This window comes from Edaphobacter sp., assembly GCF_035532915.1.
In the GTDB taxonomy this organism is placed as follows: domain Bacteria; phylum Acidobacteriota; class Terriglobia; order Terriglobales; family Acidobacteriaceae; genus Edaphobacter.
In genome coordinates, this window is record NZ_DATKQC010000135.1 from 1 (window position 1) to 13,067 (window position 13,067).

The following is a 13,067-nucleotide window of genomic DNA, read 5'->3' on the forward strand; positions in this document are numbered from 1 at the left end:
GGAACCGGCCTTGGGCCGTCGATCGGTTTGCCGTCCATGAACATCGCTTCAGGCTTCGAGCGGAAACAGGGCTTCGCCGGCTCCAGCCGCCTGGTGGCAAGCTATCAGTCCCACCCGGAGATGCTCGGCTCCGAAGGCACCCCAGGCCTTCAAGCTCTTCAGCTCGCCAGCGCGGAGAAGATGCAGATCGGTGATTTCGCCGACATCGAGGTCGGCGGTGTCCTCTATGTGCTTCATACCGAAGGATATAGCGTCTCTTCACATCCCTTCCTCAAAGTGACCGCTCATCCCTCGGAAGCGTGGACCATCGGTTATCGCATGGCGACTTCGCGCGATCTGCAATCCTACGCCGGGCTCAACACGGTGCAGCAGGAGATGCCGGTCGCCGTGACCTCACAGGGCCGCATGCGCACCGAGAGCGGGCTGCATCATGAGTTCGCCATCGGCCGCAAGCTCGGCCCCGGCCTGGTCCAGCTCTCCTACTATTTTGATTCTCTCAATCAGGTGATGGTCGAAGGCGGCGGCTCGCTCAGCGACGCCGATATTGCCCAGGCCGACGAATCGCCGATGGGCGGCGTTCTGGCCGACCAGACCACCGGCAGCTTCCGCCTCCTCAACGCTGGCTACAAGACCAATGGAATGAACCTCATGCTCTCCGAGCCGATCACCACGAATATGTGGATCGCCCTTGAATACAGCACCGGCGCGGCGCTCACGGCCAAGGGTGAAGAGGTTCTCACCATGGAGGACATGCCCACCGCGCTCAAGCCGATGACCTCGCAGACGGCGACGCTCGCCCTCAAGGGAAGGGTACTTCGCAGCGGTACCAGCGTCCGCGCCGCCTACCGCTGGCAGCCGGCCCGCATGGTGACGGCGGTCAACCCCTACGCCGCTTTCAGCGATCAGGCCTACCTGAGCTGCTATCTCCGACAGGCCATCAAGTTCGGCAACCTCCTGCCTCCCGGCCTCGAGGCCACCGTCGACGTCACCAACCTGCTTGCCCAGGGCTACCGCCCCTTCGTCTCCGCCGACGGCAAGACTCTCTTCCTCGCCCAATCCCCAAGAGCGCTTCAGGCCGGTCTGGCCTTCACCTTCTAACCAGGACTCCAAAGTCTTGATTTATAAAAGGTTATTGCTCACCCCCTCAAAAACGCCAGCAAAATTCTTGTCAAGCCCCAAAGTCGCATAAATCTAACAAAATAAACGACATACGTGTTGCAAATTAGTTCCTCGCCAATTGCTAAACTATAGTTATCTACTTTTCTCAGGTGTGGCTTCCTTTTGTTTGTCATTCCCGAAGGGAATCTGCGTTTTGCTCGAATCGCCAAAACTACATCAGGAGGAGAACCTCTCCAGAAGAGCGGTGAATAAACGAAAGTAACCGGCAGAAGTTCGGCATAAATCTTTTATAAACAATGACTTGCCCGTAAAGTATCTAAAATGAAGACTTTACGAAATAAGTCCTATGGAATGAAGACTTTGGGGGTAAAGTCCAGGGGGAGGGGTACCTCAGCGCCACGCGCCCCCACGCGGCTCACGCTTCAGATATCTGCCCCTCCCGGCCTTGCCAAGAAATTTTCCGCCCTCAACGATCAACTCGCCCGCCGAGAACACCTGCCGGGCATTACCCTTCACCCGATACCCCTCAAACATCGAGTAGTCGCAGCGCATGTTGTGGGTCGCGGCGCTGATCGTAAGCTCGGCCTTCGGGTCCCAGATCACGATGTCCGCATCGCTGCCGGGAGCAATCGTCCCCTTCTTCGGATACATCCCGAAGATCCGCGCCGGGGCGGTGGCCGTGATCTCGACAAAGCGGTTCAGCGACAGCTTACCCGAATTGACGCCATGATGATGGATCAACTGCATCCGGTGCTCGATCCCCGGGCCGCCGTTCGGAATCTTCGTAAAGTCGTCGATCCCCAGCACCTTCTGGTCGGCAAAACAGAAAGGGCAGTGGTCGGTCGAAACCACCTGCAGATGGTCATGCTTCAGGCCGTCCCACAGCTTGGCCTGGTTTTTCTTCTCGCGCAGCGGAGGAGTGAAGACATACTTCGCATCCTCGAAAGAGCCGGAGTTCATATTGTCTTCAATCGACAGCAGCAGATACTGCGGACAGGTTTCGGCAAACGCCGGAACACCGCGGTCGCGCGCCTCGCGAACCTGGTTCAAAGCATCCTCTGAAGAGAGATGCACGATGTAAACCGGCGCTCCCGCGATCTCGGCCATGGCAATCGCCCGCTGCACCGCTTCTGCCTCGGCCAGCGTTGGCCGCGTCAGCGCATGGTAGATCGGCGCAGTCTTGCCCTCGGCCAGCGCCTGCTGCACGAGCACGTCGATGACGCTGCCGTTCTCGGCATGCATGCAGACCAGCGCGCCGTTCTTCGCCGTCTGCCGCAGCGCCTTGAAGATGGTCGCATCATCGGCCATCAGCACATTGGGATAAGCCATGAAAAGCTTAAAACTGGCCACGCCCTCGCGCACCATGCTGTCCATGTCGTCGAGGCCGGCCTTGCCCGCATCGCTGCCCAGATCGGTAACGATCATGTGCAGGCCATAGTCGATGCAGGCCTTGCCCTCGGCCTTCTTCCACCACAGATCGAGAGCATCGCGCATCTTCGTCCCTTTGGCCTGGATGGCGAAGTCCACGATCGTGGTCGTTCCTCCGATGGCCGCAGCACGTGTGCCCGTCTCGAAATCGTCGCTCGACATCGTACCGCCGAACGGCATGTCAAGATGCGTATGCGCATCGATGCCGCCCGGAAGCACCAGCATTCCCGCCGCATCGACAACGGTATGACCAGCCGCTGCAATCCCCGAGCGCACTTCTTTAATCACTTCGCCTTCTACAAGCACATCGGCAGCGAAGGTTTTTTCAGCAGTGACAACCGTTCCATTTTGAATCAGCAAACCCATCAGCAACTCTCTCCTGTCAGACACGCAGCAGAGCGCTCTTCCCACGTCTCCGCTGGAAGATGCGTCTTCACTTCCACCATCGTGATGCACGCATCGACAGGACAAACCAGCGAACACAGATTGCAGCCAACGCACTCTGTCTCGTCCACGCGAGGAATGCGAGCAAGCGGAGTCACATAAGGTTGACGCGCTATATCGCCATCGAGCTTCGGAATCGGAGTGACCGTAATGCTGCTTCGACTGGCCGCTTCCACTTCAGTAGGCTTCGCGTGCAACTCGATAGGACCATTGACAGCTCCGCTCACTCGGTCGACATGGATACACTGATGCGCTCCGTCCCAGCAAGCCGTATAGCAAAGACCGCAGCCAATGCACTTTGCCTCATCGATGTGCGCGACGACCTTGTAGTTCAGGTTCAGGTCCTTCCATTCGGTCACCTTCGGCAGGCTGAGCCCGCGAAAGTCCTCGATGGAATGAAAGCCCTTCTCGCACATCCAGTTCTCAAGGCCATCGATCATGTCCTCGACGATGCGATATCCAAAGCGCATCACCGCTGTGCAAACCTGCACCGTGCCAGAACCCAGAAGGATAAACTCCGCCGCATCTTTCCATGCAGCAATGCCGCCGATTCCAGAGAGAGGCAGCATCGCCTCCGGATCGCTCATCACCTGCTGCACCATGTTCAACGCAATCGGCTTCACCGCTGGCCCGCTATAACCTCCATGCGAGGATCTGCCATCGACATTCGGCTGCGGCATCAACGTATCCAGATCGATGCCGGTGATTGAGTTGATGGTATTGATGGCAGCAAGCGCATCAGCGCCGCCGCGTTTCGCCGCTCGCGCCACCTCCCGAATGTCGGTGATATTGGGCGTCAGCTTGACGATGACCGGAGTTCGAGCCTTCTCCTTCACCCAAGCCGTAATCATCTCGGCATACTCGGGAACTTGACCGACCGCTGATCCCATACCGCGCTCGCTCATTCCATGAGGACAACCGAAGTTCAACTCCAGTCCATCGGCGCCAGCATCCTCCGCCTGTTGCACAACGGTATGCCATGCCTCGCGCGTAGATTCCACCATCAACGAGGCAATGAGCGCTTGCTTCGGATAGCGTTTCTTCACCTCTGCCAACTCACGCAGATTCACATCCAGCGGACGGTCGCTGATCAGCTCAATATTGCTGAAGCCCATCATGCGCTGGCCACCCCAGTTGATCGACGAATAACGCGAAGAGGTATTCGTCACCTGCGCGCCCATCGTCTTCCATACTGCGCCGCCCCATCCGGCATCGAACGCCCGCATAATCTGTTCGCCAGTGTTGGTTGGCGGCGCGGAAGCCAGCCAGAATGGATTTGGCGAATGAATACCAGCAAAGTTTACGGAGAGATTCGGTTTCACGCTGTACTTAGACATATATCGCCTCCAGCAGACGAGCGATAGCGACACCAGCGCGCTTGCCGTCTGCCACTGCGTCCACCACTTCGCGTCCGCCGTTAACACAATCGCCGCCGGCAAAATACTTCGGATTCGTAGTCTGCCCGGTTGTGCGATTCACCACGACTCGTCCGTGTTCCAACTGTACATCGCGACATTGGGCGAGAAGCTCAAGCATCGGAGACTGGCCAATTGCAGGAATCACCATGTTGCCTTCCAGATGGAAGGTTGAACCGTCAACTGGTTTGAATAATCCATCGGAATCAATCTCCATGCGCACGCATTCGACAGAGGTAATCTCAGCAGCGGAGGAATGAATCGCCATCAATTCCGTCAACCAGAGAAAGTGAATGCCCTCTTGCAAGGCTTGCCGGTATTCAAAGTCAAATGCAGAGATGTGGTCTCTCGTGCGCCGGTAGAGAATCGAAACACTCATAGCTCCAAGCCGCTTTGCTGCATTAGCCGCATCGATGGCAGTATTGCCCGCGCCAACGACGACGACATTGCCCTCGACCGGAGTGGTCTTTCCCGTCTTATAGTCTTCGATGAATTGCAGAGCGTCGATAACGCCGGGATGAGATTCGCCCGGAATAGATAGCCGATGCATTGCGCCAAGGCCTACGCCAATGAAGATCATGTCGAATTCAGCTTCGAGTTCGGCGAGCGAGGTCTCGCCGAAAATCTCGACACCCAATCGGAATTCGACGCCCAACTCCTTGATCAACTCGATCTCGTCAAGGCTATCTGCCAGGTGTAGTTTGTACTCCGCGATTCCATAGGTATTCAAACCGCCGGGCAAAAGACGCTTGTCGAAGACAGTTACTTGAAAACCTCGTTGCTGCAACTCTGCCGCTGCTGCTAAGGACGCGGGGCCTGCGCCAATACAAGCAATCTTTTCAGATCGGTTCTCGTCCGACTTTCGCGGTAGTTTGCCGCCCTGTGCACGGAAGCCTTCCATTGCATATCGCTGGAGCCGCCCAATATCAATCGGCTGTTCGTTGAAGCCATGCATCACACAAGCACCTTCGCAGAGCACGTCTACAGGGCATACACGAGCGCAACTGGCTCCAAGGACATTTGCGTCGAGAATGCCAAGCGCCGCGCCGTGCAGGTTGCCGCTGGCAATCCTCTTAATAAACTTTGGCACATCGATATGTGTAGGACAGGCGCTGGTACAGGGAGCGTCAAAGCAATTCAGGCAGCGGTTCGCTTCAACCACTGCGGCCTGCGCCTCAAAAGGCGGATGCAGGTCTCCAAACTTCTCTGCGATCTCTGGCTTCTGCTGGAGTAACTCCTGCATTATTACTTACCTCGGGATAAATGAAAACTCGTCGTCAAGGACAAGAGGGAAGGGAACTATGGCTTGACCAGATCGCCGTACATCTCGGGTCTGCGATCGCGGTAGAACTGCCATGTCTTCCGTACTTCGGCAACCTGATCGAGATCGAGATCGGCGGTAAGCACCTCGTCTTTGTCACGCGAGGCCTCGGAAAAAATCTGGCCGCGTGGATTGCAGAAGTAACTCTGCCCGAAAAACTCGCCGATATTCCATGGAGCTTCCGTGCCAACTCGATTGATTGCGCCAACGAAGTATCCATTCGCTGCCGCATGTGCCGGTTGCTCCAGCTTCCACAGATATTCGCTTAGCCCTGCAACGGTCGCAGAAGGATTGAAGACAATGTCGGCGCCATTCAGTCCCAGCGCACGCGCTCCTTCTGGAAAATGGCGGTCGTAGCAGAGATAGACGCCAATCTTGCAGAAGCCCAGGTCGAAGACAGGGAATCCAAGATTGCCCGGACGAAAGTAAAACTTCTCCCAGAAGCCCGGATCGAGATGCGGAAGATGTGACTTGCGGTACTTTCCGAGATAGCTGCCGTGGCTATCGATTACCGCAGCCGTGTTGTAGTACACGCCTGTGCCTTCCATCTCGTAGATCGGGGCGATGATGGCGATCTGTAACTCCTTCGCCAAATTCTGTATGAGTGTTATCGTTGGGCCATCGGGCACAGCCTCTGCCATGTCATACCAGCGAGTGGACTGCTCCGCGCAGAAGTATGGCCCATAGAAAAGTTCCTGAAGGCAAACTATCTGCGAACCTTCAGCAGCAGCCTGACGAATGAGGGGAATATGCTTGTCGATCATGGCCCGCTTAATCTCGGCCAACGATCTTCCTTCATGATCAACGCTTGTCGTCTGGATCAGGGAACAACGAATGATACGCGACATTCTGATAAATCCTTCCGTGGATTCCGCCTCCTACGAGAGTGCAGATCCCTGGCAAAATCACATTGCCAACAGCCTTAGAAATATGTCGGATCGCTCGCTCGAGCTCACCTGATTCAAATCTCACGTTTGCGTCTTGCGGTCCAAGGTGAATACGCAAGATACTTACACCATCGATTTTACGCCATTCGCAAAAGAATAGCCGACTCCCCGGAGAGTCGGCTATTGCGCAACCAAAGGAAACAAAGGTTGCAGCTTCGGTTAGAACTGGCCCCAAAGAAGCTGGTTGTAGACATCGTGATGGAACTGCACCTCAGGCGCCTTCACAATCGTGCCCAGCAGGCGAGGGCAGCGGTCCGCGGATGCCTGCTTCAGGTCGGCATAGCGGGCCTTAACATCCTCACCCAATAGCTCAGTCGTCCACTTTGAATCGCGGAAACCTTCGAGTGCGGTGTAGATGTTGTCCGGCAGGTAGCGCTCCGCCTGGCGCAGATTTTTGATCTTCGCCGTATCGCCGTGAAGCCCGCTCTTGAAGACCGAATACAGGACCATGTAGGGGTTCGCATCCGGGCCCACGGAACGCACCTCCACGCGCGCGCTCTTCTCGTTGCCGATAGGAATGCGCACCATGGAACCGCGATCCGTCGCCGAAGCCTTGATCTGGTTGGGAGCCTCGAAGTGTGGATCGAGCCGGCGGTACGAGTTGACGCTCGCATTCAGCAGCAGGCAGATGTCATTGCCGTGCGTCAGAATGCGATCCACGAACTGCCATGCAAACTTCGATATCTTCTCCTCGCCATTCGCATCCCAGAAGAGATTCTTTTTGTTCTTCGAGATGGAGATGTTCGTGTGCATGCCGCTGCCGTTGACGCCGACCACAGGCTTCGGCAGGAAACTCGCGGTCATGCCCATCTGTGTCGCAATCTGCCGACAGATCAGCTTATAAAGTTGAATCTGATCGGCTGCTGCGACCACCTCTCCGTAGCTATAGTTGATTTCAAATTGCGACGGCGCAACCTCAGGATGGTCCTTCTCGTTTTCAAATCCCATCGCCCGCTGCACTTCGGCTGCGGTATCGATGAAGGTGCGTAACGGGTCCCCGGGAAGTGAGTGATAGTAGCCTCCGGTATTCACATATTTGAAGTCGCCCGTGTCGTGGAAGCAACGCTCCGCATCGGCTCCTTCAAATAAGAAGCCTTCGATCTCGTTCGCTGCATTCAGCGTGTAGCCATGCTCTGCATGCAACTTATTCGAGAACTGTTTCAACAATCCGCGGATGTCAGCGCTGTAGGGAGCGCCGCCCTTGTCGATGACTTCGCCAAAGACGAGCACTTTGCCTGCGCCGAAGACATCGGACGGAGCCCAGTAAAAGGCGCTCCAGTCCAGGGCCAAACGCAGGTCGCTCTCTCGCTGAGCGGTAAAGCCGCGAATCGACGATCCATCGAAGGTCAGATTATCCCAGCTTTTGAGCAGAAACTTTTTGTCATAATCCAGCATGTGAAGACGACCCTCAAGGTCGCTGAACATGACGGTCACGGCCTTGATACCCGGAGTGTCCGTTAGATATTTGAGTCGAGCCTCCTGGATGACATCCGCGGCTACACGGTTGCGTCGTTGCTCTTTGGCCTCAAGATTTAGCTCTTCCAATTCTGAATAGGAAAGCTCGAGAAAATTTCGCAATACAGTCGACATAACGCTCCTTCGTTATAAATAGGTATCGGTGAATAAAGCCGAAAGGGAAGCTACTTCGCGCGATCACTGAAGTTGTTTATCTCTTTGGCCCAAAGAAGGCAACCACGCCAGCCTCCAAGGTTGACTGTGCATCCACGAGGCGGCTGCCTTTTACGAAATACGGTTGATCGGAGTCATCGCGGCGGAATTCGAGCCGTGCCAGAAGGCCTTCCGGCATCTTGTATTCTCCGGTCAGGGTAAATTCGTTGACATTCTGCACTGTCCCGGTTGAGAACCCCGACTCGTCCTTGAAGTATTCGAAACGAGGTGTAAAGGCAACTTTGCTCGTGGCCTGATAGTGCAGAGCCGCGGCGATACCCTGCCAATGAGCCAGATCGGTGGTCTGATACTGCGGCGTGGCTACGTCGCTATCGATGGCCCCCGCGTTCCGGTTCTGGCCGTAGTCATAGTTGATGTACGCGCTGACCTTTGGAGTTGGTGTCAGCAACAAGGTGGTATCGATAAGGTTGCGATATCCCTTGTTGGTCTTGTTGTTCTCGGGGCCGACATAGTAGTTTGCGCTCAGCGTGTACTTCGGCTTCGTGTAGACACCCGTAAGCCCGATAGTTTTGCCGCTGTTATTGTCGCTGAAGTTGTTCCAGCCGTTCACAACCTGAACGCCAGCGGTGAAGCTTTTGGTCAGTGGCATGGAGGTGCGCAATCCGACATGGTAATAGGGAATCGCCAGCGAGAACAGCAGCGAACGTGAGTAGTTCCAGTTGTCCTTGGTTTCAATCACTTCTGCTCCAGCCGAGGTCACAAACTCACCGAAGTCCGCTTCGAACCCTTTTCCCTTGGTGGGTTTCCAGCTAACGAAGGCTTGCTCCAGATGCTTGAAGTTAGGTTCGGTGCTGAGGATTTCGTTGAAAGCTTTACCAAACCCAAGATCGATGCGGAATCCGACCGGATCGGGATCGTGAGACATCGTCAGCTTGGCCATATTCAAGCTAAAGGTATTAGCGTCATAGTCAAAGTTGCGGAGCTGGTTGCCGTTAGTGCTGTCGGGCGGATGATTTGCATTGAAGTTGTAGTAGCCATCTACCAGGCCGCTGAAGTCGATTCCGCCAACGCTCCAGACCGAGGGAGCGGCAGCGGCAGGAGCCGGTGCTGTGCTGGGAGGTGTCGCGGATGCAGTGCTTGACGGCGGAGGGGGTGGAGATGCGTCCTGTGCCTGGGAGTGCTGCGTGGTTAAAAGTGCTCCGGCGCAACATGCCAAGGCCGCGATCATGGTTCTAGTCAGTGTAGTCTTCCTCTTTGATTGAGCCATCGTTTCAGTGTCCTCTCTCTTGTTGGGTGCTGTGATGGTAATGCGCAAATAATAGGAAGTCCGTATGGAAACCGTTAAGAAGTCATAAGCATGCTGGCGCGAATGCCAGCGGTGATTGATGGCCCTCATCCTGTCAGAGAGTGATTCTGAGCAGTCTGCTAAGTGTGTGTAAGTTGGGTATAGCACGCAGATTTCGGCATTCTTTCGTCATTCTGCGCGAATCAACGCATTCGATATGGCATATCAAAAAAAGCTATCTTGATCGCCGAATACTCTGCCTTTATCCCTGCTTCGGTCGCAAAAAGTAATGCGGTCCATAGAAAAAAGTTCTTCTGCGAATGAGGGCTTGATGCTCAGCATCGGGCTGTGTACGGTACAGCTACCGCAACGTAACCAGGGATCGCAAAATCAGGCAGTTGGGCTCCAGGCGCCTTCCAGGTCTTAGCGATACGTGTCTCAATAGCGTTATCTACTTTCCAGCAAAGGAGTTCTCTGAATGTCACAAACAGTGAACCAGGCAGTAAGACTATCCTTCCCGCAGAAGATCAGCCGACTCGGCGAGCGCCTGCACGAGGCTCAGTGGCGTCGTTACGGCATGGTTATGCTCGTCGGCAAGGTACTTGGTGTTGCGGCTGTCATGCTGGTCGCCACCTTTATCACCGAGCTCTGCTTTACCAACGTGTTGGCTGCGGATTCGCCCGTAAAGGCAGCTGACATCGTCAACCCAGTCAATACCATGTGGACGCTGGTCGCCGCTTTCCTGGTATTTGGAATGCAAGTCGGCTTCACCATGCTCGAGGCTGGCTTCTGCCGATCGCGCGAGACAGTCAACGTGTTGATGGAGTGTATCGTCGATACCTGTCTCTGCGGCCTGCTCTTCTATGCCATCGGCTTCGCATTCATGTTCAGCCATGGCAATGGATTCATCGGCTATCACTGGTTCTTTTTGAAAGACATTCCGGCAACTTACGAGTCCACCGGCGTCAGCTTCCTGGCCTTCTGGATCTTCCAGTTTGCCTTCGCTGATACCTGCTCCACCATCACCTCTGGAGCCATGATCGGACGTACCGGTTTTGTCGGAGACCTGCTCTACAGTCTTGGTGTCTCCGGCTTCATCTATCCCATCATCGGGCACTGGGCATGGGGTCCGGACGGCTTCCTCGCGACCATGGGAGCCACCGGCGGCTTCCTTCCCACACTCGGCCAAAGCTTTCACGATTTCGCTGGCTCGACAGTCGTACATACTATCGGCGGCATGGTCGCTCTTGCAGGGGCAATCGTTCTTGGCCCGCGTCTAGGCAGAAAGTTCAAGCGCGATGGCGGCGGCCCCATGCTTCCTCATGACCTTACGATTGCTGCATCGGGCGGCCTGCTTCTCTGGTTCGGCTGGTACGGATTCAACCCTGGCAGCACCCTCTCCGCAATGGATTTCGAGGGCATCGGCAGAGTCTCTGCAAATACAACCCTCGCCGCCTGCGCTGCTGGCCTCACTGCCATGACGTTCGCTTACTTCATGAGTAAGAAATGGGATATCAGTTTCACGGTCAATGGATTCCTCGCCGGGCTTGTGGCAATTACCTGCCCCTGCTATTGGGTAAGTCCAACCGGATCGATCATCCTGGGCGGTGTCGCCGGTATCATCGTCGTCTTAGGGGTCGAGTTACTGGAGTGGCTCCGCATCGACGATCCTATCGGCGCAGTACCCGTTCATGGAATGTGCGGCATCTGGGGCACGCTCTCCCTCGGCTTCTTCGCCGTAGGGAAGTACGGTGCCACAGGCCCGCTTGCTCCGGACAACAGCGCTCCGCTGAGAGGTCTCTTCTACGGTGGCGGCTTGACGCTGCTCAAGGCACAGTTCATTGGGAGCGCGATCATTACCGTATCGACCTTCGCGGTGGCCATGTTGCTCATGTGGGTGGTCAATCTCACCGGTACGCTTCGTGTATCGAAAGAGGGCGAACTCTACGGCATCGATCTGCACGAGCACGGCATCTCTGCTTATCCCGAATACGTCATCACTGCCCTTGGCTCACCTTCGGGCATGACGGACGGCAGATAGCTCGTGAGGGAATGGCCGCTATCGGACATTCCCTCGCGTCTTGCTCTTTTTTGAAGCTCACTATCCAACCTGATGAATCGATGCGAGGACAGCATGACAAAAATAGAGGCGATTGTAAGGCCGAACAAGTTCGACGCGATTAAGGAAGCACTCTCGGACCTCGGTGTCGAGGGTATGACGGTAGGAGAAGTCCGCGGACACGGCAGACAGAAGGGCCACACTGAAACTTATCGTGGTCGAGAGTATGAAGTCAGCCTGATCCCCAAGCTGCGAATCGAAATTGTTGTTCCGGACGAACGTGTCGAGCCAATCATTGAAGCCATCATCAAGCACGGAGCGACGGGAGAGATTGGGGATGGAAAGATATTCCTCTTCAAAGCCGAAGATGCGATTCGTATAAGAAACCAGGAACGCGGTGAGCGAGCTTTGTAGAGCATTCGCGACCGATAAAAGAAAAGCCCGCATCGAGTGATAAAACTCGATGCGGGCTTTTCTTAAGTTGCTATAACTCGGAACGGCTTATTCAGCCGCGAGCCCTGCGGACCCCGGCCCACTGACATCGCGCGCGGCAATCTCCAGAAACGCCTTGGTGGCTCGCGTCATCGATTTCTCTTTGAGGTAAACAATCCCTAGATCACGCGTGAGGCGTAGCGATTCAATCTTCACAATCTCCAGGGAGCCGTGCTTGATCTCGTCCGCGATGTTGGCGCTAGGTAAGAAGCCGATGCCGAGGCCCGCAAGGATGAAACGCTTCATGAGCTCTCCGCTCTCCACCTCCATCACGGTTTTGGGCTGAACGTCCTGCATCCCAAAGATGTTGAGAATCAACTCGCGCTGTCGCCCCTGCTTGGGCAGCAGAAATGGGTACTTCACAATGTCCTTCACGACGACATTCTTTGCGGAGCGCAGCGGGTGGTCCTTCGGAACGGCAAGCACCAGCTCATCGCGATGGATCGTCTCTACCGCAAAACGCGAATCTTTTACAGGAAGGGAGACAACCCCAAAATCGATCTCCCGGTTAGCGAGCAGTTCGAGAGTGCGTGCTCTCTCTGCGCGAATAATCTTTAGCGCAACCTTTGGATAATATTTCTTGAACTCCACGAACACTTCCGGTAGAACATACAGGCTGGTGGACTCCTGCGCGCTGATCCCAACCTCTCCTCGCGGAGAACGCAGCTGCTCTGCCACCATCATCATCATGTGCCGCTGGCAATCGAGAGCGTGTTCGGCGAACGGCTCAAAGACACGCCCCGCCGCAGTAAAGGTAACTTTGCCCCCTTTGCGGTCGAACAGCGTCTCTCCTATCTCCCGCTCCAGCGAGCGAATCTGCGCAGAGACTGCCGGTTGCGTAATCCGCAGCTTCTCGGCTGCCTTGGAAAAACTCTTCTGTCGCTGTACCTCGACGAATGTTTTCAGCTGTTCAAAATCCATGATGAAT

Annotated in this window: 10 protein-coding genes; 3 read left to right on the top strand and 7 right to left on the bottom strand. The window is 55.5% G+C overall.

Features of this window, described 5'->3' with window-relative positions; genetic code table 11:
• Window positions 1-1,098: hypothetical protein (locus VMU57_RS06650; RefSeq protein ID WP_325381851.1), on the top strand; the 1,098-nt coding region annotated here is incomplete at its 5' end.
• A 411-nt stretch (window positions 1,099-1,509) separates the two neighbouring features.
• On the opposite strand, the gene hydA is transcribed toward VMU57_RS06650, so the two are convergent.
• The 6 genes from hydA to VMU57_RS06680 all read right to left on the bottom strand — a co-directional run bounded on the left by hydA (window position 1,510) and on the right by VMU57_RS06680 (window position 9,570).
• Window positions 1,510-2,913 carry a dihydropyrimidinase gene (gene hydA / locus VMU57_RS06655; RefSeq protein WP_325381852.1) on the bottom strand — a complete coding sequence of 468 codons (1,404 nt, stop codon included), beginning with the start codon at window positions 2,911-2,913 and terminating at the stop codon, window positions 1,510-1,512.
• Entirely contained in the window at window positions 2,913-4,328 is a 1,416-nt protein-coding gene (preA, locus tag VMU57_RS06660) for an NAD-dependent dihydropyrimidine dehydrogenase subunit PreA (protein ID WP_325381853.1), read from the bottom strand. The genes hydA and preA overlap by 1 nt, the downstream gene beginning before the upstream one ends.
• Window positions 4,321-5,649, bottom strand: coding sequence for an FAD-dependent oxidoreductase (locus tag VMU57_RS06665; protein ID WP_325381854.1), 1,329 nt, complete (start codon window positions 5,647-5,649; stop codon window positions 4,321-4,323). Before VMU57_RS06665 ends, preA begins: the two co-directional genes overlap by 8 nt.
• Before the next feature lie 56 nt (window positions 5,650-5,705).
• The gene (locus VMU57_RS06670) at window positions 5,706-6,512 is read right to left on the bottom strand and encodes a nitrilase-related carbon-nitrogen hydrolase (protein WP_325381855.1); all 807 of its coding nucleotides are present in this window, start codon (window positions 6,510-6,512) and stop codon (window positions 5,706-5,708) included.
• A gap of 321 nt (window positions 6,513-6,833) precedes the next feature.
• Complete coding sequence (locus VMU57_RS06675) at window positions 6,834-8,264, bottom strand: glutamine synthetase family protein (RefSeq protein ID WP_325381856.1); 1,431 nt, start codon at window positions 8,262-8,264, stop codon at window positions 6,834-6,836.
• Window positions 8,265-8,340: 76 nt separating this feature from the next.
• A complete protein-coding gene (locus VMU57_RS06680; protein ID WP_325381857.1) occupies window positions 8,341-9,570 on the bottom strand; it encodes a porin in 1,230 nt (409 codons plus the stop codon).
• A 496-nt stretch (window positions 9,571-10,066) separates the two neighbouring features.
• Here VMU57_RS06680 and VMU57_RS06685 point away from each other — a divergent pair, with 496 nt between their 5' ends.
• Together VMU57_RS06685 and VMU57_RS06690 are read left to right on the top strand one after the other, a co-directional pair.
• Entirely contained in the window at window positions 10,067-11,629 is a 1,563-nt protein-coding gene (locus tag VMU57_RS06685) for an ammonium transporter (protein WP_325381858.1), read from the top strand.
• A 93-nt stretch (window positions 11,630-11,722) separates the two neighbouring features.
• The gene (locus VMU57_RS06690) at window positions 11,723-12,061 is read left to right on the top strand and encodes a P-II family nitrogen regulator (RefSeq protein ID WP_325381859.1); all 339 of its coding nucleotides are present in this window, start codon (window positions 11,723-11,725) and stop codon (window positions 12,059-12,061) included.
• Window positions 12,062-12,148: 87 nt separating this feature from the next.
• Here VMU57_RS06690 and VMU57_RS06695 read toward each other — a convergent pair whose 3' ends face one another.
• A complete protein-coding gene (locus VMU57_RS06695) occupies window positions 12,149-13,060 on the bottom strand; it encodes a LysR family transcriptional regulator (RefSeq protein ID WP_325381860.1) in 912 nt (303 codons plus the stop codon).
• Window positions 13,061-13,067: the final 7 nt, after the last annotated feature.